The sequence below is a fragment of the Anaerophilus nitritigenes genome, from assembly GCF_004138215.1.
In the GTDB taxonomy this organism is placed as follows: domain Bacteria; phylum Bacillota; class Clostridia; order Peptostreptococcales; family Thermotaleaceae; genus Anaerophilus; species Anaerophilus nitritogenes.
Genome location: NZ_RYYS01000093.1, coordinates 1 through 22,265, shown reverse-complemented (window position 1 = coordinate 22,265; position 22,265 = coordinate 1). Strand labels below are relative to the sequence as shown.

Annotated in this window: 32 protein-coding genes; all 32 read right to left on the bottom strand. The window is 31.2% G+C overall.

Annotated elements, in window-relative coordinates:
- Window positions 1-496, bottom strand: a 496-nt coding sequence (locus tag EK368_RS13320) for a hypothetical protein (protein WP_165000458.1), incomplete at its 3' end; no start/stop codon positions are given.
- Window positions 496-1,143: a YmfQ family protein gene (locus EK368_RS13315; RefSeq protein ID WP_129600490.1), complete on the bottom strand. Its 648-nt coding sequence runs from the start codon at window positions 1,141-1,143 to the stop codon at window positions 496-498. The genes EK368_RS13320 and EK368_RS13315, both read right to left, overlap by 1 nt.
- Window positions 1,144-1,145: 2 nt before the next feature.
- On the bottom strand, window positions 1,146-1,706 hold the full coding sequence (locus tag EK368_RS15075; protein WP_202976487.1) for a hypothetical protein: 561 nt from the start codon (window positions 1,704-1,706) through the stop codon (window positions 1,146-1,148).
- A 1-nt stretch (window position 1,707) separates the two neighbouring features.
- Complete coding sequence (locus EK368_RS13305) at window positions 1,708-2,748, bottom strand: baseplate J/gp47 family protein (RefSeq protein WP_129600488.1); 1,041 nt, start codon at window positions 2,746-2,748, stop codon at window positions 1,708-1,710.
- Window positions 2,749-3,150, bottom strand: a complete 402-nt coding sequence (locus EK368_RS13300) for a DUF2634 domain-containing protein (RefSeq protein WP_129600485.1) — start codon at window positions 3,148-3,150, stop codon at window positions 2,749-2,751.
- Complete coding sequence (locus EK368_RS13295) at window positions 3,147-3,506, bottom strand: DUF2577 domain-containing protein (RefSeq protein ID WP_129600483.1); 360 nt, start codon at window positions 3,504-3,506, stop codon at window positions 3,147-3,149. Before EK368_RS13295 ends, EK368_RS13300 begins: the two co-directional genes overlap by 4 nt.
- Window position 3,507: 1 nt before the next feature.
- Window positions 3,508-4,476, bottom strand: coding sequence for an XkdQ/YqbQ family protein (locus EK368_RS13290; RefSeq protein ID WP_129600481.1), 969 nt, complete (start codon window positions 4,474-4,476; stop codon window positions 3,508-3,510).
- On the bottom strand, window positions 4,469-5,161 hold the full coding sequence (locus EK368_RS13285; RefSeq protein ID WP_129600480.1) for a LysM peptidoglycan-binding domain-containing protein: 693 nt from the start codon (window positions 5,159-5,161) through the stop codon (window positions 4,469-4,471). The genes EK368_RS13290 and EK368_RS13285 overlap by 8 nt, the downstream gene beginning before the upstream one ends.
- 54 nt (window positions 5,162-5,215) lie before the next feature.
- Entirely contained in the window at window positions 5,216-5,470 is a 255-nt protein-coding gene (locus EK368_RS13280) for a hypothetical protein (RefSeq protein ID WP_129600479.1), read from the bottom strand.
- 16 nt (window positions 5,471-5,486) lie between these two features.
- Window positions 5,487-5,669 (bottom strand): hypothetical protein, encoded by a 183-nt coding sequence (locus EK368_RS13275; protein ID WP_129600477.1) that lies wholly within the window; start codon window positions 5,667-5,669, stop codon window positions 5,487-5,489.
- A gap of 11 nt (window positions 5,670-5,680) precedes the next feature.
- Window positions 5,681-7,975 (bottom strand): phage tail tape measure protein, encoded by a 2,295-nt coding sequence (locus EK368_RS13270; RefSeq protein ID WP_165000457.1) that lies wholly within the window; start codon window positions 7,973-7,975, stop codon window positions 5,681-5,683.
- A gap of 27 nt (window positions 7,976-8,002) precedes the next feature.
- The gene (locus EK368_RS13265) at window positions 8,003-8,326 is read right to left on the bottom strand and encodes a DUF4429 domain-containing protein (RefSeq protein WP_129600474.1); all 324 of its coding nucleotides are present in this window, start codon (window positions 8,324-8,326) and stop codon (window positions 8,003-8,005) included.
- 224 nt (window positions 8,327-8,550) lie between these two features.
- Window positions 8,551-8,958 (bottom strand): phage tail assembly chaperone, encoded by a 408-nt coding sequence (locus tag EK368_RS13260; protein WP_129600473.1) that lies wholly within the window; start codon window positions 8,956-8,958, stop codon window positions 8,551-8,553.
- Between the two features lie 64 nt (window positions 8,959-9,022).
- Entirely contained in the window at window positions 9,023-9,727 is a 705-nt protein-coding gene (locus tag EK368_RS13255) for a Rha family transcriptional regulator (protein ID WP_129600471.1), read from the bottom strand.
- A gap of 168 nt (window positions 9,728-9,895) precedes the next feature.
- Window positions 9,896-10,354, bottom strand: coding sequence for a phage tail tube protein (locus tag EK368_RS13250; RefSeq protein ID WP_129600470.1), 459 nt, complete (start codon window positions 10,352-10,354; stop codon window positions 9,896-9,898).
- A gap of 15 nt (window positions 10,355-10,369) precedes the next feature.
- Window positions 10,370-11,698: a phage tail sheath family protein gene (locus EK368_RS13245; protein WP_129600468.1), complete on the bottom strand. Its 1,329-nt coding sequence runs from the start codon at window positions 11,696-11,698 to the stop codon at window positions 10,370-10,372.
- 1 nt (window position 11,699) lies between these two features.
- Complete coding sequence (locus tag EK368_RS13240) at window positions 11,700-11,885, bottom strand: hypothetical protein (RefSeq protein ID WP_129600467.1); 186 nt, start codon at window positions 11,883-11,885, stop codon at window positions 11,700-11,702.
- Window positions 11,852-12,304 (bottom strand): phage tail terminator family protein, encoded by a 453-nt coding sequence (locus EK368_RS13235; RefSeq protein ID WP_129600466.1) that lies wholly within the window; start codon window positions 12,302-12,304, stop codon window positions 11,852-11,854. Before EK368_RS13235 ends, EK368_RS13240 begins: the two co-directional genes overlap by 34 nt.
- Window positions 12,305-12,308: 4 nt before the next feature.
- Window positions 12,309-12,734 carry an HK97 gp10 family phage protein gene (locus EK368_RS13230; RefSeq protein WP_129600464.1) on the bottom strand — a complete coding sequence of 142 codons (426 nt, stop codon included), beginning with the start codon at window positions 12,732-12,734 and terminating at the stop codon, window positions 12,309-12,311.
- Complete coding sequence (locus tag EK368_RS13225; RefSeq protein ID WP_129600463.1) at window positions 12,734-13,090, bottom strand: DUF6093 family protein; 357 nt, start codon at window positions 13,088-13,090, stop codon at window positions 12,734-12,736. The genes EK368_RS13230 and EK368_RS13225 overlap by 1 nt, the downstream gene beginning before the upstream one ends.
- Window positions 13,084-13,437, bottom strand: coding sequence for a phage head-tail connector protein (locus EK368_RS13220; RefSeq protein WP_129600461.1), 354 nt, complete (start codon window positions 13,435-13,437; stop codon window positions 13,084-13,086). The genes EK368_RS13225 and EK368_RS13220 overlap by 7 nt, the downstream gene beginning before the upstream one ends.
- 45 nt (window positions 13,438-13,482) lie before the next feature.
- On the bottom strand, window positions 13,483-14,454 hold the full coding sequence (locus EK368_RS13215) for a major capsid protein (protein ID WP_129600460.1): 972 nt from the start codon (window positions 14,452-14,454) through the stop codon (window positions 13,483-13,485).
- Between the two features lie 20 nt (window positions 14,455-14,474).
- Window positions 14,475-15,092: a phage scaffolding protein gene (locus EK368_RS13210; protein ID WP_129600458.1), complete on the bottom strand. Its 618-nt coding sequence runs from the start codon at window positions 15,090-15,092 to the stop codon at window positions 14,475-14,477.
- A gap of 384 nt (window positions 15,093-15,476) precedes the next feature.
- Window positions 15,477-15,800 (bottom strand): hypothetical protein, encoded by a 324-nt coding sequence (locus EK368_RS13205; RefSeq protein WP_129600457.1) that lies wholly within the window; start codon window positions 15,798-15,800, stop codon window positions 15,477-15,479.
- The gene (locus EK368_RS13200) at window positions 15,800-17,374 is read right to left on the bottom strand and encodes a minor capsid protein (protein ID WP_129600456.1); all 1,575 of its coding nucleotides are present in this window, start codon (window positions 17,372-17,374) and stop codon (window positions 15,800-15,802) included. Before EK368_RS13200 ends, EK368_RS13205 begins: the two co-directional genes overlap by 1 nt.
- A gap of 6 nt (window positions 17,375-17,380) precedes the next feature.
- A complete protein-coding gene (locus tag EK368_RS13195; protein WP_129600454.1) occupies window positions 17,381-17,659 on the bottom strand; it encodes a hypothetical protein in 279 nt (92 codons plus the stop codon).
- Window positions 17,652-19,085, bottom strand: a complete 1,434-nt coding sequence (locus EK368_RS13190) for a phage portal protein (protein ID WP_129600453.1) — start codon at window positions 19,083-19,085, stop codon at window positions 17,652-17,654. The genes EK368_RS13195 and EK368_RS13190 overlap by 8 nt, the downstream gene beginning before the upstream one ends.
- 114 nt (window positions 19,086-19,199) lie before the next feature.
- Window positions 19,200-20,612, bottom strand: a complete 1,413-nt coding sequence (gene terL, locus EK368_RS13185; protein WP_423243548.1) for a phage terminase large subunit — start codon at window positions 20,610-20,612, stop codon at window positions 19,200-19,202.
- Window positions 20,602-21,000, bottom strand: a complete 399-nt coding sequence (locus EK368_RS13180) for a terminase small subunit (protein WP_129600451.1) — start codon at window positions 20,998-21,000, stop codon at window positions 20,602-20,604. Before EK368_RS13180 ends, terL begins: the two co-directional genes overlap by 11 nt.
- A gap of 209 nt (window positions 21,001-21,209) precedes the next feature.
- Window positions 21,210-21,365 (bottom strand): hypothetical protein, encoded by a 156-nt coding sequence (locus EK368_RS14995; protein ID WP_165000456.1) that lies wholly within the window; start codon window positions 21,363-21,365, stop codon window positions 21,210-21,212.
- Between the two features lie 136 nt (window positions 21,366-21,501).
- Entirely contained in the window at window positions 21,502-21,945 is a 444-nt protein-coding gene (locus EK368_RS13175; protein ID WP_129600450.1) for a hypothetical protein, read from the bottom strand.
- Window positions 21,946-22,034: 89 nt separating this feature from the next.
- Window positions 22,035-22,172, bottom strand: a complete 138-nt coding sequence (locus tag EK368_RS14990; RefSeq protein ID WP_165000455.1) for a hypothetical protein — start codon at window positions 22,170-22,172, stop codon at window positions 22,035-22,037.
- Between the last annotated feature and the right edge of the window lie 93 nt (window positions 22,173-22,265).

Below are 22,265 nucleotides of genomic sequence, written 5' to 3'. Positions count from 1 at the left end.
CACCTACACTTGCTCCTGCTAATCCACTTTTAGCGACTGATAATGGGGTAGGGGTAGTTCTTGCCAGAAATAAATCGTTGTAAAAATCTTGATATTCAACTTGTATAAAATCTTCTCCTGTTTCAACATAAATAAAAAAATTTGCGTCAGCTACCACCTCCATAAATCCTTTTTTTAATTTCGTAATTTGATTTCCGTCGATATCTTGCAAAGGCTTAGTTGTTACACCGTTATCAACGGATATTGAAATTGTACCATTAAGTTCTGAAGGCATTTTAAAAAATAATCTTTTTGTATCTCCCTTTTTATGTAATATTATTTTTGAACCTACAATCTGTGGAGTTTGGTACTCATAATCTGCTAATTGTCCATTAACTTCATCTTTAGTGCGAGTTATTTGTTGATCTATAATATCAGAGTTATAATTTAAATCTTCTACATTTACAACATCTGCAAGATCTGGTTTTTTTAATTTTAGATTTCCTGTATATTTCATTATTTTCCCTCCTCGTTTAATTCATCAAGTCTATACTGTCTTAGCTCATTCCAAGTCATTGTACTTCCTATTTTCCAAGTAGTATTCCAATTCTTAAGCATCTGCCATACTACTAAGATATATTTAAATTCATATGCCAAGTGAGCAGGTTTGATTGTTTCTAGCATTTCTTTAAAGCTTTCCATATTTCTAGGAATCCCTTTAACTCCTATAAATTTTATTACAAAATATCCTTCTTCTGGGTACTCGATAACATCTACCTCTCCGCCCGAAAAAGCTTCTGCTGTATTTTTGATCATTTGTTTTGTAGTGGTTCCTGAACCTCTCCATTTAGCTTTAATAATCTCTCGTCTTTCTTCTAAGGAAAGATTTACATTTGTAGGTATTCCTAATTCTTTTTCATATATCGCAAGTCCCCAAGTTGCTGTATCTATAAAGAATTGTTTTTCTACATCTTTAATGTAGTAATTAAATACTCCAAACTCTTTTCCTATACTATTTTGTAACTCTTTCATTGTTTTAGACTCTTGATAGTATCGAGGTAGATATTTCATTAAGTCTGGAAGTGAAGATTCTATATCATCTTGTATAAAAGTGTCTTCTTCTCCATATATGATCTGTCCATATTGCTTTGTACTATAAGACATATTTATACCCCCTTAAGCTGTTGCCAGGTAAAAGGACCTTTTAAACTTGTTTCTGAAAGCTTTTGATCAATGTATTTTTTCATTGTTTCTTCAAGAAGATTAATGTCATTTGCAGATACTCCTCCTAATTGTTCTAATGTAACTAGATGTGGATTATTTTCTTGATGTATATGTTCAATAGTTTTTTCTTTTAAATTATCTATTTCTTTTATATTGCTTTTCTTATATTCTTCTAAATCTTTTATTGTACCGACTATACCTCTTTGTAACTCGTTAATATCCTCAGCTTCTACTTGATCACCTGTACTCTCATAAGTAATATAGACCTTTTCACTATCTGAAAATACTTTTAAATGTGTTTTCCATGGCATTTCCTCTAGAGTAGACACAAAATAATTTACTACTTTTTTTCCTGCAAATCCTGGAGCAGTATGAATTGATATAGATACTATATTTACATTGTCATGACCTAAAAACCCTTCCCATTTTCCATCTATGATGATTTTTTCTTCTTCTATAACATAAATTCCATCTTGTTTTTTGTTTAACTTCTCTACAAACAATCTACATCACCTCTAGTTGAATTGTATTAAATATAGGTATCTCTTCATCTTCTAACCCTATATTCTTCATTACACCATTTAAATTTAGATTATTGTAATCAAGCACACCATGAGTATTAAAAAGCAGATTCCCTATAGCTGCATAGCTAATATATGAATCCTTAAAAGCTATATCTTTTCTATACTTCTCCAATGTATTTTCAAACTCTCTTTGTACATTTTGTATTGTATATTTATTTGCTAGATTTAGCTTTGCTGATATATTTATATTTTTAGCTTGTGCCGATACTACTGTTACCCTTGCTCCGATTGGTCTTTCCTCTTCAATGTGATCAAATGTCTTTTGGACTAAATAATCACTTGCTGGATTTTTTTCACTATCTACTATTATTACTTTTACGGTATTGTTTCCGTTCCATAATGGAATGATATGTGCATCTCCTACCCCTATTACTTCCTTTGCCCAATTTTTATAATGATATTTATTTCCTGATGTAGCAGGAGTTCTAATTTTTTCATAATACCTTTCTCTCAAATTTTCATCACTTTCATCATCTTCTCCTGGAATTAATACATCTGCCAATTCTGCCTTTGCCAGTCCATCCACAAAATCAATAGGAATTAATTCTCCAAATTTTTGATTTCCTACTATCCCAACCCTCTCACACTCCATTTCAAACTCTCCTGTACTTAACTTATTTACTGCAATGTAGTTTAAGTTATCTATAGAATATCTACTTCCAATCGGAATATCAAAGAGTGTATTATTAGAATTAAAAAAAAGCCCTTTTCTTATGGCTTTTGTAGCAGGTTTTCTTTTTACCCCAACCTCGGCAGTTCTTTGTGATAAATATTCCCCTGTTGATGTCTCTATAAAATATAAGTTATATCTTATATTAAGTTCAATATAAATTTGTGCCATTTCAGCAGCTGCAGGAGCAAGAGCATCATATATTACACTTCCTTCTCTTTTATCTATCGTATTAGGCACTCTATCTAACATCTTTTGCAGAATATATTCATATGTCATATTTTCATACATCTATATTAACACCTCCTCCTCTACATCAAATGTTCCTGCATTACTAACTACTGTAAATTTTGCTATAGCTGTATCTCCTACAAATTCTATGTTCATATTTTGAATAGACAGTATTCTATCGTCTACATTTAATGCTTCTTTTATCATTCTTGCTATTTCAGATCTTACATATAACCTGTCTTTTCCTAAAAGTGTTTCTAGTTCATTCCCATAGTTTGTAGTATATATTACATACTCAAATCTTTTTGTTTTTAAAATTTTATGTACAGATTGTTTTATTGCATCCAATTTATCAATTGTTTCTATAATGTCTCCTGTTTCAAAATCTATTTTCCAAGTTTTAGAAGGTCGTTGTACATTTTCTACTGTAGCATTTCTAATTTTAGAGCCTGTGGGTATCATAATTCTACCACCTTATCATACAAAAAATATTCTTGCCCTCCTTGTTTACTTAAAATTATTAACTTATCTCCAACTTTAAGCCCTTCTCGTATTACTAGAACAGGGATCAATTCTGGGCCTGTAGTTTTAGACTTAGTCCCTGATGGAGTTTCATCACTATATTTATGTGCGTGTTCTAATGATACAACATATCTTTTTAATCTTTCTGGAACTACTAAAAAATCTGAGGTAAGAGTGAATCTCTGATCTACTTTTACTTCCAAAGGAGACACACTTGTTACTTCTCCAAAATGAATTTTAACAGGAGAAGAAGCATCTATCGCATCCATAGCAGCTTGTTTAATTGCATTAAGCATTTTATATCACCTTCAAATCTATACTCATTGTATGTTCTGATCCATTTATTTTATGTGTACATTGATCTATAATAAATGGCTGATTGATTTCATATTCTTCTATGACAATCGGAACATAATTTCCTGCTCTTATTCTTATATCCCCTATACAATCAAGCCTTAAAGTTTTTGATTCCTTATTTTTAATCTTCAACATTTGATTTAACATCTGATTGATCTGTGCTTGATTCATTTTTTCGTCAACTTTTTCATATAGTTGTAATACTCCCCATTTAGAAATATTTGAACTGTCTTGTGCTAGATATACCTCTCTCTTTCCTGCTTTCTTATCATCCTTATAGAGTTTAATTTTATTGTAGGTATCTTGATCAATAGACTTTGTAGATTTATAATCATACATCAATGAATCATCACCTATATAAAAATCAATGAGCATGTTTTCTACATTCTTAATAGTCAGTAAGCCAAAGTCATCATAAAATACATAGTTTTTATTTGAATTTACTAGAGTTAGTGTTAAAGCCTTATCAATTATATCTAATAGTTTTTGTCCATCTTCAACCATTTTAGGTATTACATATCCTGTATTCTCCATAACACCCACATTAAGAGAAAAATCATTTGCAATCTTTTTTATGATATTTGTTGCAGTTGTATTTGAGAATACATAAGTATCTTTTGCTAATAAATATCTAATCTGATCATAGCAAGTAATTTTTACATTTTCATCTTTACCACCATCTATAGTAAATATATATCCATAAAAAACGTTTTGGTTTTCATACTTCATACGAATTATATCTCCATTGTTGTATGAGAAAGAAGCATCCTGATATATAGCTCCCTTAATTAATGTAAATGATAAGCTAGAAGGCTTTCCTATTCTGTATGTCTTATAAGATATATCTGTTACTATTTCAGATATATCCCATACATTACCGTTTTTATTATCTAATAATATTTCAAGCATTTGCAGTCCCTCCTGGTATGCTTAAACCTCTTCCTACTTGCAGTTTTTTCAAATCAGAATCTTTTATATTATTTTCTTTTTGTATGTCTTTCCATTTAGAACCATCACCAAGAGTTTTCTTTGCTATTATCCAAAGTGTATCCCCTCTCTTAATCTTGTAGTTACTAGGAGTTTCTTTATCATTTGGTCTTGATGGTTGTTCTTTCTGTAGAATTGTAGTTATTTCAGTTGCTTTGCTTTCTTGTACTACATTTACTCTCTTAGCTGAATAGAAAGTATACTTCTTCAATTTCAAACTATACTCTATATCTCCATTTCTTCCTGCCGTCTCTTTCCAATCAAATTTATCAATACTAGCAGGGGTATTTATATCAAAAGATTTTCCAGTAAAAATAAAACGGATAGGTCGCTTTGTACCCATCCATTTTAGAATGTAGTCTACATATGTTTTAGGTTGCAGTAAGACACTAGAACTTACAAAAGGATATCGAGTAGAAGGAAATATTCCAGAAAAACTATATTCACTCAATTTCATATTTTTAATCACATTGATTTCTCCTAGTTTTTCTATATCATATGTCTTTCCTTGTCCACTCTCTCCTATTTCAATAGCTCCTGGTGTGATCGGAATTTGAAAACCTTCCTCTTGATTATTAAAACTTAGCCATATTCCGTATTCATTCATCATATACCTCCTTTCTTTGAAGGAGCCTCCATTTTATTTAATCTCACTAAAATATCAAATTGTTTTTTGATATTTAGGACTAATCTTAACTCTTGTAGCTTGATATAATTTTTCAAACCTATCCCATATATAGAAATTACACAAGTTACTCATAGCATATTTACAAGAAAAGCAAGGCTGACCAAAATCTACAGTGGTTTGTGCCTTGCTTGCTTCTACATATTGCCTTATGTGCCTTGCTATACAAAACAGGTCTTTTTCATTTATATTGTTATCTTGCAAGTTACATTCTAAAGACTTTTCATTCATAGCTATCCCCCATATTCTATATAATTTGTTGTTTCATTTCTTTTTCTAAAGTCTCTGTAATTCTTTTTATTATTGTATCTATATCAAGTGTTACAGCAGGTTTCAATGTTACAGTAGTTGTTTTGCCTTGTGCATTTTCTTCTAATTTAGATATCTTATCTTCTAACACTCTTATTCTTTCTTCTAACGATCCTCTCATATAAATCCCTCCTATACCATTATTGTCGCACTGGCTGAACTAGCAATCTCATTTTCTAAACTCTCTGTAATTCTTGCAATCATTGTATCTATATCAAATCCTCCACCTGTGCTTGTAGCTTCTACATTTACAGTAGGTGTAAGAGTTACAAAGTTTTGTATATTCTTCATTTCTGCAAGTTCACGCATTACCTGTAGATCTTCTTTTGATATATCTACTGAATCTGAAATCTTACCTAGTTTTTTATTTGAATCATTCAATGCTCCTAATTGTTGAATACCAGTTCCGTTTAGATCATTTATTTGTTTTTCTAATCCTAAATTCCCACCACTTGCTTGTTCTGCTGCTCTTTTAGACGCTCTATTATTGAGCATATCTATAACTTTTTGCTCTCTTTCTGCTGCCTTTTTAGATGCCCTATCAAAAGCTGCATCTTTTTTTGCTCCTGCAAAATCAAGTGCTTTTGTTGCTATATTTTCAAAGCTAAATTTAGTTTGTATTTCAAGAGCTGAACCAGTTACTTTATTTACGAGTTTTAAAACTGTATTTATTCCTTTTATAATTCCATTAATTACAGAATCGTATATTTTCCCTATAGTCTTTGCCCACATAACAAAAGGTTTAACCATCATTTCAGCTAATGACCAAAAATACGCTGGGATAGTATCAAAGAAATTTAAAATTGCATTCCATGTTCTCATTAATCCTGCTGCAAACTTATCATTTGTTTTCCATGCATGAATTAATGCAGCAACAACTCCTAATACTAATGAAATAATTAAAACGAGTGGATTCGTACCTAAAATCGCATTGAGTATTGCAGTTTTTACAGCTATTAGACCAATCATAATTAGCCAAGTACCTAAAGCACTGACAAGCCCATAAATAACAGGCCCTAAAATGTCTGCATGTTCTGTCATGAAGTTTATAACATATCCTGTAAAAATTATAATCTGTTCTAGAATAGGAAGTATAGATTGTAAAGCTAAGACTAGCCCATTTAATACATTACTAAACGCTTCTCCAGTTGTTCCTTTCGATAACCTATCATAAAAATCAATCCATACTCCTTCTATTTGTGACATGAATAATTTTATTTTTCCTTCTGTTGTATTGATCATTATTTCTGACATCTTTGCAGCTGTCCCATCTGCATTTTCTAAAGATTCTACCCATTCATTAAGTGCTTCTGGTCCTTGTTTAATTATAGATAACCAAGCTGTAGCAGCTTCTGCTCCGAATATTCTTTGTGCTGCTGCTAATTGGGAAGAGTTATTTAATTTTGAAAAAGCATATGATAAATCTTTTACAATTTCTTGCACATCTTTCATATTTCCTTTTGTATCAACAAAAGAAACATTTAGTTTATCTAATGCCATTTCAGCTCTAGCTTTAGGATCTGACATTCTCAAAAAACCTGCTCTTAAAGACGTTCCTGCTTGACTAGCTTTAATTCCTGCATTAGCAGCCATTCCAATTAAGGCAGATGTTTGTTGTATTGATGCTCCAAAACTTTCAGCAATAGGTGCAACATATTTCATTGTTTCTCCCATCATTGCTACATTCGTATTAGCACTAGAAGCTGTATATGCAAATATATCCGCTACCGTATTCGATTCAGAAGCTGCCATTCTAAAGCCTGTCATAGTATCACTAATTATATCAGTAGTACGGGCTAAATCTTCACCACTTGCAGCGGCTAAACTTAATAAACCAGGCATTCCTGCAATTATTTGATTTGTTGTCCACCCTGCTTGTGCAAGATATTGCATACCTTCTGCTGATTGAGTAGCTGAAAATACAGTTGTTCTTCCAAGCTTTTTAGCTTCTTCATTTAGCATCTTAAATTCTGTATCTGTTGCTTGTGTAATAGCCCTTACATTTGCCATTTGCTGTTCAAATTCTATAAAATATTTAGAGCCACCTAGTAAAAATCTACTGGTAGCTCTAATTCCTATATATGCTCCTGCTATACTTAAAATTTTTCTAGTAAGAGAATCTGCATCATTCGAACCATTTCTAAGTTCTGCATTAAATCTCCTTTGTTCACTTGTATTTCTTTGTATTGAACTGTCTATACTTCTAATAGATAGTTCTGTCTGTTGTATGCTTCTTCTAGCTGCTTCAAATTGTCTTGTATCAAAAGCCCTGTTACTTGTCCTTTGTACATCTTCCATTGCCGAAAGTGTTAAATTCAAAGAGCGAGTAACATTTCTTAAAACTCCTGTCATTTGATCATACATTCTTAAGCCAGTTGTGATAGTAGCAATATGTATCACCACCTTTTTTGATAAATAGAAAAGCACCCTTTACGGATGCTCCAAGTTTTAAATTTATTGATTTTTTAATTCTTCTATTTTATTTTTAAGGTTCTCAAAATCCTTATTATGTTTTTTTCTAAAAATAACAGCATTATCATCTTTGACTGCTTGTGATAAATTTCCCCTATTCTCTATACTTCCTGCATAACAAAATTTAATAAATCCATTTCCACTTATCAGAGAACCTTTTTTAAATTGTATAGTTGTTATGCTATTAATAGGAATTACTTTCTCACCTGCAAAGCCTTTTGAAAGAACAGATAAAATACCTTTTCTAGTAATAATTACTTTTGAACCTGTCAATTCAATCTGCCCATTCAATCCTTCTACGATCAATATAACCCCTCCCGCTAGTATATTTTACCAATATTATACCATAAAGGGAGATTATTTCTTTTTCAATTTTGCACTTTCTTTCTTTTCGTTTTCAATCCTAATATCTATACACGCAATTGTAAAAGCCTTTTCGTTTCTATCCATATTTATAAATGTAGAAGGTTTCATTTTAAGTTTATGGAGGGCATAGTAAGCATAATTTGCATCACCATCACCCTCCTTGATTAGTTTTTTGCTTCTTCGACCAAGGTATCCATATCTTGATCGAAACCACTTAGTTTTTGAATTTGTGTAGATAACTCAACAATTTCTCCTGCAAGCAATACTTTTTTTACATAGTCCTCTGGAGTGATACACCCTAACTTTTTAATACTCTCAGCATCTTTAAAGTCTGGATATACTGTATTTTCTATAATAATAGAAAGATTGAATTTCTGTACATCAAAATCCACTTTACCTTTCTTTTTCATGGTAGTAGACTTTTTACGAATCTCTTCAAATTCATTATTAGTCATAGCTTTAATCTTAAATTTTAAATATTTATCTTTACCTGCTTTAAATCTCTCTGAGATTACTACTTCCTCTGTAACATTGTCAACTGGATTATTATTTAAAAATTCTTGTAAATTCATATCTATATCCTCCTATTTTATATAATTTTCTGTAATAAAAAAAGACTCGTTAAAGTCTAGTGTTTTACGCAATCATTTTTTGTTCTGGTAAATAACTTAATTCTACAAGAAGTTTACATTTTGCTTTACATATTTGGTATATATCTTTATAATAAGTACCTTTTTCTACCTCTTCATCTATAACATGCTCAATTAAATTTTCTAAATTAAATATTACATCTAAAGTTCTTCTTGTTGCCTTGTCTCTGCTATTAGCTGGAATACCTACGCATTTATTTACTAGCTTGCTATAAGTCATATACAGTTTCCCTGCATTTTTACTTCCTTGTAATTCTGCTAGTGGTATTAATCTAGTCATTATCACATCTGTTTCATTTCTTCTTGCTAATTTACCTTTGATTCTTGTTTCCTGCCATTCACTAGATAATTTTTCTCTAATGAATTTCTCCATTCTATTAAAAGCTTTTATATATTTTAACTTCCATTTAAGAGCTTTTGCTCCTGTAAAACCCATTGCTAATAATGTAAATCCATCTCTTGTCATTAAATATTCTTTATATCTTTGCTTATTTTGCTCATGTATATAATTAGTTTTTATAAAATATCTATGTACAGGGGTCTCCTCAATTTTGGGGATACCCTCTATTAATTTTTCTATATCTCTTATAACATTATCATGTCTCTTATCAAATTTTTCAGCAATGACTCTACTACTAGCTACTGCTTCATCATTTTTAGCTTTTAATCCTAAAGCAATCATTTCATTCATATTTTAAAACCTCCTAGTTATTTTAAAATTTCTAGGAGTAGTAGGAGCCTACCCTACTATGCATAACTCCTATAATTTAAAGAAAGGGCATCTGGAACTTACCTAGATAGGAATTGCCCTCTTTTTTGTAATAAAAAAACACCTTTTATATTTAAAAGATGTTATATACTACACTGCCTTAAATTTATCTAAAATGTCATAATCATTGAATGTGAATGAAATTTCTTCATCCATCTTATCGTCACTTGTATTGTCAAATTTAGCTGCAATTACATTGTCTAAACTACAAGATTTTAAAACAACTGTTTGTTTTCCTATTTTACTTGCAGGATCCTCATTCACTACTTGAAGATCAAAATAGAATGGTTTCCCATTTTTAATATACTCTAAAATTAAACTTCTAAATAATGTGGTCATATAATAAATTGTCATACTTCCACTTCCAGTCCACCCAGACATTACAGAAGGTGTATTTGTTCTTCCTAAGACAGGAACATCTACTTTATTAATTTCTATCGTAGATTCTAATGACTTAGCATAAAACAATTCTTCTACTCTTCCATCTATAGTTGCAAAAGCCTTGGCTTGCTTACCACTTATTGCATCAAATTCATTCATAATAGGCATATTTTCACTTCCTTTCTATTTATCTGTAGCACGAACTACTACATCAATATAAATCTTTTCTACTGCATCTACAGGCTGTACATTCACTTTTATATATACACTATCTATAGCAGTACCCTGTATTACTATAATATCTGTTTGAGAATCAAAGTTTGTAATAGCACTAATACCTTGTAATATTTCTAAGTAACTAATACACTCACCTTTAAGAAGATTTCTTCCTTCTGCGTTATTATCAACTTTTCCAATATAGAAATCTGAAAAGATTTTAAGAAAGTCATTGTTTATAGAATCTAGTACCCTAATCACTCTATTCTTAGCAAATTCTCTGCCTTTTTTAGGTGTAAATGATGTAAGAGAGTTAATATCCTGCTCTACTAATGCTGTTCCGTTGGAATGAGTAAAAATAAACTCTCCTGCTTTTAAAGCTTTTATAATCTCTGTATTTGTATATCTTGGATTTACATCTATTGCATCATCATATTTAGTATAAGTAAGTGATTGGTTTACATTTGCTCCTGCTGTAGCTCCTGCCACCCATGCTGTAGCTTGTTCTGGTGTAAGTTCTGTATTATCTGCTAGAATTACACCATTTTTTACACTTATAATTCCCTCATAATCTGCAATAGGATAATTTTCTAGTACACATTGTACTTTCTTCCCTTCATCATCCCTAAGACGTTTTATAAAAGATACAAATACACCTTTTAGAGTGGTATCTGTACTTGGAAGTGCCATAGTATTAAATTCATACTTCTCAATGGCTGCCAAATAATCTGTGTAATCTTGGTTTGTAGACGTTCCATCTTCCCCTCCTGTAAGAGAAACCCCTGCATTTACAACTAGAGTACCTTTTCCACTAAAATCGACCCAATCATTAGATACTAGATTTTCTACAGTTGCAACAATTTGCTTATCAACTATTCTATTTTTTACTAATGTAATTACATCAAATTTTGATTCTACATCAATATCTGCTTGTACAACTATTTTAATATCATTTCCCCTTGCTCCTGTATGCTTAGCATTTACAGTAAGTGGTTCTATAGTTGCAGTAGCTTTTTTCCCTATATTCACCCTATACAAAAGTAATGTCTTTGCTCTCTTTAAACATTCTCTCACTAAAAGAAGCTGAGATTCTGTAATTGCATATCCCAACTTTTTTACTGTATCTTCTCCAGATTCTATTGTAATGATCTCTTTTTCTACTCCCCAACTCAAAACAAGTGGCATTGTAGCAATTCCTCTATCCCCTAAAGTACCTAATGGTGTAGGTTCTGATTCAAAGTTCACATACACTCCTGGTCTAACTTTATTTTGAGTAAGCCATGTTCCTCCTGGCATATTACTTCACTTCCTTTTTTAGAAATTCATCAAGAAGTTTTTCAACTTGCTCAATGGTATATTTTCCATCATCTTTTAAAATATTTTTAAGTACATCTTTTTCTATTAAATTGAATCTTTTAGATGATATAATTTGATTCTTTTCATATGCTGTCACTTGTTGTTCAACTTGCTTTTTCTCAGCCATTTTAAAAATCCCTCCTGTTCTAAACTTTGCATTTTAGAAATATTCTCCTTTGGTTTATATACATGGAAATTATAATCTACAAAGAAATGTAGAACTTGATCTATGATCTCATGTTTCATACTTGTTCCACGATATAAATTTCCATCTATTTCAATAAGTTCCATGGTTTCATATAATTCTTCAAGAATATTAAACATATCCTTATTTGTTGTATCTCCAAAATAATGAATATCAAATGAATTGTATCTTAAATACCTTCTGTCTAAATCTTGTTTATGTTCTGTGTTAAACATCTTTACAAAAAAACAAGGAGGTTCTAAGTCTCCTTTTATTTCTTCTCCAAATACTTCTATATCAAAATGGTCTGATAATGCTTTTATTACACCATATCTTATTTTATTTACTGTTACCGTACTCAATTTATCACCTTCTCGGAGGTCTACCATTTAAAATATTATCCATTAATTCTGTCATGCGTCTTTCTAGATATATAGGTAACTCTCTCTCAATCTCTTTCATTGATATTGTCATCATGAATTTACCTTCCACCCAACCATTTTCATTAACTTTCCTATGTCCATATTCTAAAAATGAAGCATACTCTGCATTATTGAATATCTCAACTATATATGAATTTCCTTGCCTTTCTATATTTCCTACTTGCCAACTTCTTCTCAATTGTCCTGTATCTACTGGAGTACGTCTTTTTATTTTTCTCTCTGCTCTAAAAGCCATTTCTAAAAGAAAATCTCTTATAAACCTTTCAATTACTCTTTCATCTAATGCCTTTTTGAATGTCTTTGCCATTCTTTCAAATTCTGAGAAATTAAAATTTCCCCATCCTGCCATTATGCCCATTCCTTTCTCTGAATGGAAACCTCTTGGTGTGAAGAATAGATAAACGGCTCTCCTGCTGTGTATTTTCGACTTAAATTATTTCTAGATACAATAAGTCTATCGCCTTGTTTTATTTCAATCTCTGGCGAAATAAAAAGCTTGGTTTCATACATGATTTTATTCTCTGCTTCTGTTTGAGTATTTACTGCTAGAGACTTTTGAGATATTCTACAAGGTTGATTTTCATAGATTGTATTATAGCCTTGTATGGTTTCTCTTGTATCTGGATCTTCCGTTTTTCCTAATCTAGATATAGTACATTTATCTAGATATAGGCTTTCTATAGCTTTCCTATGAATATTTACCACCTCAGCTTTCTAAAAGGTTTTAATTGGCTTCTATAATCTTTTAATAGATCACCTTTTTGATCTGCATTTTGAGAATCACCATAAGTAGTAGTTGTATCTCCTTCTTGTATGCTTCTTATAGGCCCTATGGCTTCACTTTCACTCCCTAGATTTTCTTTTCTGTATATGTCTAGTGCTATATTTAAAACTATGTTATTTAGTTCTTCTGGTAGTTTGGATATGTTACAATAATTTTTGATTATATCTGTTGCTTTATCTATAGCGAATTGCAAAATAAATTCTTTATCTGTAGTAATATCTTTTGTAGTGATTCCCAATAATAGTTTTAACTTTTCTAATTGAGTCATTTATTCACCTACTTCTAAACAGCAAAGGGAGCATATGCTCCCTTACTATGCTATTTTAAAATTATGTTTTACAACTCTTACTGCTTTTGGTTCATAGACTCTTTCCCAGTTGGTTCCTGTCTGTATCTCTGTATTTGTTGGGAATACATCTATTACTTTCTTTTCAGTCCATTTTACACCTCTTGGATGAAGCAAAAATATTTTTCTATTGATCAAGAAATCTTCTCCAGATGAAGCCATTTTATTTCTGTCTACTTCCGTTTCGATTATATTTGGATGTGATCCATTTCCTAAAGCTATAGCTCCACTACCAAACAAATACATTGTCCCTACTTTACTTGTTGTATCATATGGAACTCCATCATCAACGATAACACGTTTATTCATAAAATATGGTATTCTCATTGATTGCTCTGATTCTTGAACATATTCAATTAATTTTCTTTTCGCTAAGTAAGCCTCTACTGCTGAGTGCATTAAAACCCCTGTAAGTAAATCTTTTGCATCACCCATAAGTTGATTCGCATCTATAAACGTATCTCCTGTAAGCAATGCCGTATTTCCTTCTAAAGTAGAAATGTCATGTACTTTATCTTTCATAGTTGTTGATGCAAATACTCCTTCTAAGGTTGCTATAGTGATTTTTTGCATTTCTCTTGCCCAATATGAAGCTACTAAAGAAGCTATAGCACCCATAGGGTCATCCCCACTTAATAATGAAGAAAGTCCATTTGCTCCCCATGCTCTAGCTCTACCATGTTTTCTAGCCACATCCTTATTAGAACCAATTGCCCCTGGTGTCAAATCTCCTGTGTCCATCATAATTTCTGAATCACCTGTAAGGTCATTCCAAAATGGCATATTGATAAGTGTATTTGGCCCACCCGCCAATTTATTAAATTCTGAATTGTTTTGTACTATTCCTGATTGAAATAATGCTGAAAGTTCCATGGTTCTTTGTGTTACATATGGGTTAAATACCTCTGGTTGAATTACATCTGCTATTCTTGTAGTCATATTTTACACTCTCCTTAAAATTATTTTGCTTGCATTAACTTTTGTGCAAGTTCTGGGTTTTCTTTTAAAATTCTTCCTTGCTCTGTAAGATTAAAAGTTTCTTTTTTCCATGGATTATTTTTATACTCTGGATCTACTGGATTAGAAGGATTTGGATCTCTTCCTTTTAGAGTATCTTTTCCAAATAAATAAGAGTCCGATTCTTTCAGACTCTCTAATTGCTCTTTTAAGCCTATTAAATTATCACCATCTACACTTACTTTGTCTAAATCTAACAGAGCTTTTACAGCCTTAATATTCTTTGCTTGTTGATCTTTTAAAGCCAACTCTATAGCTGTATCTTTTTTAATTGCAGCTATTTTTGTTTCATATTCTTGCTTAGTTTGATCATTTAATTTTTCTAATTCTGCAATCTTACTAGTCAATTCCTCATTCCCTGCTGCTTTTGCCTTTAATTCTTTTAACTGCTCATCTCTTTCATCTAATTGCTTCTTTAATTCCTTTAATTGCTCATTTGTAGAATTAAATTTATCTTTAGGAATCCAATTTCCATCATTCACTATATCTATTTTCTTATCTCCTAATTTTTCTGATACCTGTTGAAACAATTCTTCTCCTAATAGTTCTTTTAAATCCATATATATTCTCCTCTCCTATTAACCTTTTTAAAGTGGTAGGCTCCACCAATAGCTTACGTTTCTTTATGCTCTAACCTTTAAAAAGAGCAAAATAAAAAGCCTTATTGCTAAGACTTAATTGTTTGTACACTTTTTTCATATATGGTAATATCTACCCAAGAAAAAGGTCACAAATGGGAAAAAATTTAGTAGTAATTTAAAGTTAAATTCTAATTTTCTTTTTCCATATGCAGAGGCATTTACCAAACAAATTTATCTGAATCCATGCCTCTGCATATCTTATTCCGTTTTCCTTATACTTTGTAATGTAATGATGCATATATACCCCACCTCACTTTTAGGCATAATAAAAGCACCTACTGTTTTTTCTTAGTAAGTGCTTATTTAAAAATCTAATCCTATAAATGTATTGTTAGCTTCTGCCAATCTTATGGCTTCTTTAAATGTTTCTGTTTCATCTCCAAAAGAAGATAAAATTTCTTTGCAAGTTTGTATCTTAGAATTATCAATAATTTCTGATTCATAATCATCAATTAATAATTCACACTGATTATTTATATCATCAAATACTCCTTTAGAATATAAAAAGTTAAATTCTTCATCTGATAAGTTCAAAGTCTTAATATTCTCAGTATCTTCAATTCCATTATTATATTCTTCTTCTCCATCAGCATTTAATGGTATTGATATATATCTTAATCTACTCATTATTTCTTTTCAGCTCCTTTCTTATCACTATTTTTATAATGGGTTAGTGCCTCATATTCATCTTTACTTCTGCCTTTTTGCTTTCCATTTTCAATTTTATTTGAAACATCATTTGCGTTAATATCTAAATATCTTCTTTTACCTTTCTTTATAGTATCCTCTATTCTAAAGTAATCTCCATTTACATCATATACTATTTGAAGATTAGATTGATTACTCTTATATATTTTCTTTCCTTTATTCAGATTTTCTTCTATTTGATAATCTGGAATATGCTTATAAATAGTATCTTTTAAACTAGCTTCTTTCCAATACTTTGAAAATTCTTGTGCTCTAGTAGATCCATCTCTCTTTGTTGTAGTAGTTTTACTTTTAAATTGGTTCTTAAGAGTTTCCCATTCCTCACTATTATTATACTTCAATTCTTGGAACTTATCAAAAGAATTAGGAGCTTCTTTCCCTAAAATTTCCTTATATTTCTCATATTGTTTCTGATCACTATATCTATTTTCCCACTTCCTTTCTGCTGTAGTTTCTGTTACATCATTTTTGACATATTTATCATACCATTGCTTATAACTCATATCTCCATCTACATAATAAGTCTTTCCATCACCTTTTCTGGCTATTCTCTCACCTTTATCTATTTCATCATCAAAATAAGGCACTACTGTTGATCTACAATTCGCATGTAATGGAGGATAGTTTATTCCTACTTGCTTTTCATTTAAGTTGAATACTGTATTGTCCATGCTTCTACATACACTACTTGTACGATTGTCTAATGTCGCAAGAAATTGATATTTTTTTACTACTCCACTTGCTTTGTAACTATCATATGTAGATTCATTTTGAATGTGGCTTGCTTCTGTTCTGATAAGCCTAGATGCATTCCTATAACTTACACCCATTCGATCTCTTATAGTCCTAGCTGTTTTGTCTAGGCTATCTCCTCGTATAATAGCTTGGGTAAGTTCTGTCTCTAGCTGCCTTATCAATTCCTGCTTATTGTTCCATATTCTAGTTGAAAAGTTTTCTTCTAGCCATGGTGTTCTTAATACCTTTTCTACTGTTTTTGTATCTAGCTTTGCAAATGTTACTCCTATACCTGTACCCCTTTGAATTTCAAATAGCGTCCGATAGTAAGTATCTTTATATGTGTCACTTAAAAGATTGCTATATTGTTGTTCTTCTGCTAGTCTTAAATTTTCTATAGTATTTCTAATCTGTATTTGCAAAGCTTCTAATCTACTTACTCTTACTTTGTAATAGACATTGTTTAGTGTCTTTGTCCATTGTCCATCTTTATTATTTTTAGCAAGCCTAGTAAACTCTCCTAACTGCATTTTAAACTCTGCTAACTCATTGCCACTTAGTAGCCTCTTTGCTTCTACTAAGTTTATATCATTGTTTTGAGCAAATCTCTGATAAAACATATTTATATCTTTTTGTATGCTTTGTTGAGCTTGTAAATACTCTACTTTCAACCTTCCACCAATGTATTGATCAGCTTTCCCATATTGCAGCCTTGCTACTTGCTCTATCCTCTGATTCCAGTATTCTTTTGATTTCAATTTTTATCACTCTTCCACTTTTTCATAAGTAGCTTTGAATATATCTGGTTTGCAAGGATAACACTCGCCTTTTATACCTTTTATGATATAATCTCCTCTACTTGCTTCGTGATCTCCTTCTAATGTTTTAATTATCATTTTTACATTTGGAGTACCTTGCCCTAGAAAACTTACTACTCCTTTTTTTATAGCTTCTACAATCCATATTGGATCTTCTTTTTGTTCTATGTCTCCTGTCCATTGAAAAGCTTCTATTATAACAGGTTTCTTTCTGTACTTAGCCATTCTTTACTTCCTCCCCTTCATTTTGAAAATCTATCTTTCCAAAGCTATTGAACTCTTCTTCTTTCTGATTTTTTAGTTTTTCTATTTCTCCAGATACATCTTCTACCCATGGATGATTAGAAACAATTGTTTCATCAGATATAATCCCTACAGATTTTTGAGCAATATCTACATTTTCAAGATCATTTGTGATCATAGTTTTTCTAAAAGTTACTTGTACATCTGTGCTGTTATAATTCGTATTATCTATGATATTGATATACTCTGTTACAAACCATAAGAGCCTTTTTATAGCCTTTCTAAATTTCCTTTCCATAATGCTAGCTTTTAAATCTAGTGCTGAATATAGAAACTTTAAGGCTACACCAGATGGACTATTTCCAAACTTATCTGTTTTCATATTCACACCTTGACCAAATAAGAATATATTTTCTTCTAGCCTATCCGTCATTTCCTTTTTAGCTTCTACTGGAATATTTAGCTCTAGTTTATCAACTCCACTTCCTTCTTCTCCAGATGTTTGTATAGTCTTATAGAATCTTATGTTCTCTGTAAATTCTGCTAAGTCCGTTCCTTCATATCCTTTTAAAACCATAATCAACTCTTGTAATTCTGCTAGATTGTTCGCTAAATCTGAAATATTTAGATCATATTCATCTATTAACTCTTTATAATATTTAAGGTCCGAATATCTCTCTTGATTGTTAGGAAACTCTATAAAAGGTACTTTGCCCCATCCATACCCTTTGTCATTGTAGTAAAAATGACTATCTGGATTTTTCTTTTCTGTATCATCTAACTCAAATACTCCTGTCTCTGTTTCTATATAGTATGTAACTGTATCTCTAGTCCACCATTCTACTCTAATTCTTTCCTGCCCATTAACTTCTACTAGATAATATCTTAATATAGCTTCTAAATTCTCCTGTAGGCTTGTATCATAGATTGGGATAACTTCCTCAGCAGGAATAATAATAAACTTAAATTTTCCTTCTTCATTGATGTATGTATGGAGCCATTCTGTACCTTTATTGCTGCTGTTCTTTGCTAGCTCTGTAAGAGTATCATCCCATACCTCACCTAAGATTAGGTTTATTCTATCCTCATACTCTGTTTGATTGTTTGTAGAAAATGATATTGGCTTTCCTACTAAGTAAGATACTTTTTGATCTACAAGCATTTTGTGCCAGTTATGAGGTATTTTATGATTCTCTTTAGTAGTGTCCTCTAATTTCTCACCATCTTTGTAATAGTATCTTTTTCTTTTCAAAATGTCATTTTCATTATGATAATAGTTATGTCCTGCTATCATCTGAGTGGTATTGTGTTTTTTTATTAAGTCTTTTATGATTGTACTGTCTATGATTTTTGCATTAGATATAATCTTTTTATTGATCAATTCTGTATAAGTTATCAGCTTTATCACCTACTTTTTTATGTGATTTTTATACATTTTCATTGTATTATTATCCAAATGTGATATTTTCAATATTTACAAGTGTTTTCGAATGCATCACAATTAGGCTTTTGTTACATTCAGCTACTTTAAGAAGGTAATTTTTGCTTTTTCATTAATACTTTCAGCTACTCCTGTTGTAGCATCTGGAGCATCATCATTTTTGTTTTTCCCTTCCTTTTGATATGCTGTCATAGCCTTGTAATACTCTGGCCACTTATCTCTCCAGTTTATAGGGAAATATATATGTTCCATTACCCATGTAGAGTTTGAAAGGATTCTAGCCTTTTTATTCTTGCTTTGATGGAACCATTTAATGATTGTTTTATTGCTATTGTATTTTGATTTCAATATCCTTTGTACTGATCTTGCAAACCCTCGGCCACCATTGTTACTTTCAATCCTTGCTAGATTTACATTGTTTTCATGTAACATCTTAGCTGTATTTGGTTCTGTAACTTCCATCCCATCTTTTGTATAATACACATCTAGGACATATGCTTCTTTATTGTATTCTCCATAGACAATAGCACACAGATAGTCACTTCCTTCATCTGCTGTATCTACATAAGCACCTATACGAGTAAATAGAGAATGTCCATAATCGGTTTTAGGTATTTCTGTATATGTTTTAAAACTATTATATAATTTTCCTTTTACATCTATAGGTATTTGCTGATAGTTTGCACTTGCTATATCCTCACCCATAGCTCGAACTTTCATATTGTAACTTTCCTTAGAAAGAACTTCTGCACACAACATAGTTCCATCATCTTGTAAGGCTTTCATGGATATATGTCTAACTTTTTTCTTTTCTTCTTTAAAATGATCTAATGCTTTCCCTGCTAAATCTCCTGTTGCCCATCTAGTCATGATTATGATGATCTTTCCACCTTCTTCAAGCCTAGATAACATAGTATTAGTAAACCAATCCCAATGCTTTTCTAATACATTTTCGTTATATGCTTCTTCTGAGTTTTTGATTAAGTCATCTATAATCATGAGAGAACATCCAAACCCTGTGGCTGTTCCTGTCGGTGATGTGGCTAGATAGTTATTGTATCCACCTTCTAGGCTCCATAAATTCATAGCTCCATCACCTTGTTTGATTTTCACATCTGGAAATATATCGCTATATACAATCTTTTCTTGATCTGCTTTTTGCTCTTGAATTCCATTCCTTACATTCTTAGAAAATGTTGTAGATAAGGTTTCATTGTATGAGCCTGTCATGATCTTTTCTTGCTGATTCTTTCCAAATACCCATTGAGCAAATAGTCCTGCCGTTCTACTTTTCCCATGGCGAGGTGGCTCATTGATTATTAATACATCATCATCTGAGTAATAAAAGTCTTGGAGTTCATTACATAGATCAACTAGATATTTTCTATCTTCTTTATAAAAATCTGGTGCTAGTAAATTAGAAAAATAAAAGAACTCACGTTTAGCGAGTTCTATTCTTGCATACTTTTTAAGTTGTTCTTTATCAATCATCATGTATCAGCTTCTTTAATTCTTCTGTAGTTAGTCCTTCCAATGGATTGTTTACATTTATATTTCCACTATGTTCAACCTTTTCCAAGAAAGCTCCGTTTGTTTTGGCTATTAATTCAGAAGCTTTTAATCGCTCTCTAGTCTCTTCATTTACATTCCTCATAGTATTAGTCCAGAATTCTTTTACTTCTTTCATATCAGCTATTCTATCACTCTCTAATAGCTTGTTTCTTTCATCTATATATTCTTTTAAGTAAGGTTTGGTTAAGTTTTCACTTCCTATTACCTTAGCAGTGCTTTTAGAATACCCTGCTCTTATAGCTGCTTCTGTAGCATTTCCTGTCTCTATATAATAATCACAAAATCTTTTCTGTTTCTCTGTTAGTTTCATTTACACCACCCTATCACTTCCCTTGATTCTATTAAGTAATATTACTCTAATAAGTTTTCATAATTTATTACCAAGCATGTTATATAACCACCTGCGAATATTATCCATTCCTGCTTGCATAAAGCTCCTACTATCATTGATGATGTTCCTATTAAAATTGCTATAAAGAACTTCAATATAAATTTATTTATTTTTTTCATATTACTCTATCACTTCCTTAGTCCCTTATGACTCTCCTTATTCTCTATACGATACATCTTCTTACAATCCTTACAACTCTCTTGTATTTCTTTTATGATCTCTTTTCTAATCTTCTTTCTACACTCTATACAATGTTTATCACTTTTCCATTTCACATCATCCATACATACCACCCTTATATGCATAATAAAAGACACCCATTTCTGAGTGTCCTTCACCTTTACGATAGTTTCCGCTTTGGAACATGTGTGAGATTGTCCCTGTCCTTATTCAGTTGTTCTATACTATCATAATATCATCTTAATTTTCGGTTGTCAGTATGTTGAAAGTAGGTTTATTTCTAGCACTTATCTCTTTTACATATTGATAAGAATATCCTAATACTTCTGCTATATCTTTTAATTCTTTTCCTTGTATGTCTCTCATATGTACAACCTTTGCATCTAGGCCCTTTAATTCTTTAAGTTTTTCTTCTATCTTTTTCTTTGTCTCTATTTTACTTTGTAATATTTCTTGCTCTACATTTAATCTTTTCGTGATTCTTTGGGCCCTATCTATTATCCTATCAAGTGGAATTTGAATTGTTGATCCACTAGGCCCTCTACTATAATCTATTCCTGTTATATCTTTAGGCCCGTGAATCAGTTTCCCTAGTTGCTTTAATTCTTTTTCTATATCTTCTACGATACATTGCTGTGTTTCTATATCTATACATAAGTCTTTGTAATTATCTATACAACTCATTAAATTCCCCCTTGACTCCTAGACACCAGGTATATCTAGGAGATTGTATTTATGTGGTGTAAGTATATTTATTTTTATTCCTGGGATTATTACATTTTTAACAGTATTCCATTTAATATCATGATTGTAGCATTTAAAATTGTACTTGCTTTCAATTCATCTTTAATTACATCTTTTAATAAAGCCATAGTACTTAGTACTAATAATACTGCTGATACCAATTTCATTGTATAATTCCCTCCCTCATAAAATACCTCCAAACCTTATATTTAACGATTGTTAATTTTTTCTGATTTTTCTTCAATGATTTTTAAAAAATC

Excerpts from the sequence above, each read along its gene's own strand:
- EK368_RS13250 (WP_129600470.1), bottom strand. The coding sequence starts at position 10,354 with ATGCCTATTATGAATGAATTTGATGCAATAAGTGGTAAGCAAGCCAAG.
- EK368_RS13290 (WP_129600481.1), bottom strand. The coding sequence starts at position 4,476 with ATGCTTGAAATATTATTAGATAATAAAAACGGTAATGTATGGGATATA.
- terL (WP_423243548.1), bottom strand. The coding sequence starts at position 20,612 with ATGATGATTGATAAAGAACAACTTAAAAAGTATGCAAGAATAGAACTC.
- EK368_RS13285 (WP_129600480.1), bottom strand. The coding sequence starts at position 5,161 with ATGAATGAATACGGAATATGGCTAAGTTTTAATAATCAAGAGGAAGGT.
- EK368_RS13195 (WP_129600454.1), bottom strand. The coding sequence starts at position 17,659 with ATGGCTAAGTACAGAAAGAAACCTGTTATAATAGAAGCTTTTCAATGG.
- EK368_RS13255 (WP_129600471.1), bottom strand. The coding sequence starts at position 9,727 with ATGAATGAAATGATTGCTTTAGGATTAAAAGCTAAAAATGATGAAGCA.
- EK368_RS13220 (WP_129600461.1), bottom strand. The coding sequence starts at position 13,437 with ATGACTCAATTAGAAAAGTTAAAACTATTATTGGGAATCACTACAAAA.
- EK368_RS14995 (WP_165000456.1), bottom strand. The coding sequence starts at position 21,365 with ATGGATGATGTGAAATGGAAAAGTGATAAACATTGTATAGAGTGTAGA.
- EK368_RS13305 (WP_129600488.1), bottom strand. The coding sequence starts at position 2,748 with ATGTATGAAAATATGACATATGAATATATTCTGCAAAAGATGTTAGAT.
- EK368_RS13215 (WP_129600460.1), bottom strand. The coding sequence starts at position 14,454 with ATGACTACAAGAATAGCAGATGTAATTCAACCAGAGGTATTTAACCCA.
- EK368_RS13275 (WP_129600477.1), bottom strand. The coding sequence starts at position 5,669 with ATGAGAGGATCGTTAGAAGAAAGAATAAGAGTGTTAGAAGATAAGATA.
- EK368_RS13210 (WP_129600458.1), bottom strand. The coding sequence starts at position 15,092 with ATGGATTTAAAAGAACTATTAGGAGAAGAATTGTTTCAACAGGTATCA.
- EK368_RS13245 (WP_129600468.1), bottom strand. The coding sequence starts at position 11,698 with ATGCCAGGAGGAACATGGCTTACTCAAAATAAAGTTAGACCAGGAGTG.
- EK368_RS13280 (WP_129600479.1), bottom strand. The coding sequence starts at position 5,470 with ATGAATGAAAAGTCTTTAGAATGTAACTTGCAAGATAACAATATAAAT.
- EK368_RS13175 (WP_129600450.1), bottom strand. The coding sequence starts at position 21,945 with ATGAGTTGTATAGATAATTACAAAGACTTATGTATAGATATAGAAACA.
- EK368_RS13205 (WP_129600457.1), bottom strand. The coding sequence starts at position 15,800 with ATGAGTAGATTAAGATATATATCAATACCATTAAATGCTGATGGAGAA.
- EK368_RS13295 (WP_129600483.1), bottom strand. The coding sequence starts at position 3,506 with ATGCTTAATGCAATTAAACAAGCTGCTATGGATGCGATAGATGCTTCT.
- EK368_RS13300 (WP_129600485.1), bottom strand. The coding sequence starts at position 3,150 with ATGATACCCACAGGCTCTAAAATTAGAAATGCTACAGTAGAAAATGTA.
- EK368_RS14990 (WP_165000455.1), bottom strand. The coding sequence starts at position 22,172 with ATGAAATTGGTATCAGCAGTATTATTAGTACTAAGTACTATGGCTTTA.
- EK368_RS13315 (WP_129600490.1), bottom strand. The coding sequence starts at position 1,143 with ATGTCTTATAGTACAAAGCAATATGGACAGATCATATATGGAGAAGAA.
- EK368_RS13260 (WP_129600473.1), bottom strand. The coding sequence starts at position 8,958 with ATGAATTTACAAGAATTTTTAAATAATAATCCAGTTGACAATGTTACA.
- EK368_RS13230 (WP_129600464.1), bottom strand. The coding sequence starts at position 12,734 with ATGGCAGGATGGGGAAATTTTAATTTCTCAGAATTTGAAAGAATGGCA.
- EK368_RS13180 (WP_129600451.1), bottom strand. The coding sequence starts at position 21,000 with ATGAAACTAACAGAGAAACAGAAAAGATTTTGTGATTATTATATAGAG.
- EK368_RS13240 (WP_129600467.1), bottom strand. The coding sequence starts at position 11,885 with ATGGCTGAGAAAAAGCAAGTTGAACAACAAGTGACAGCATATGAAAAG.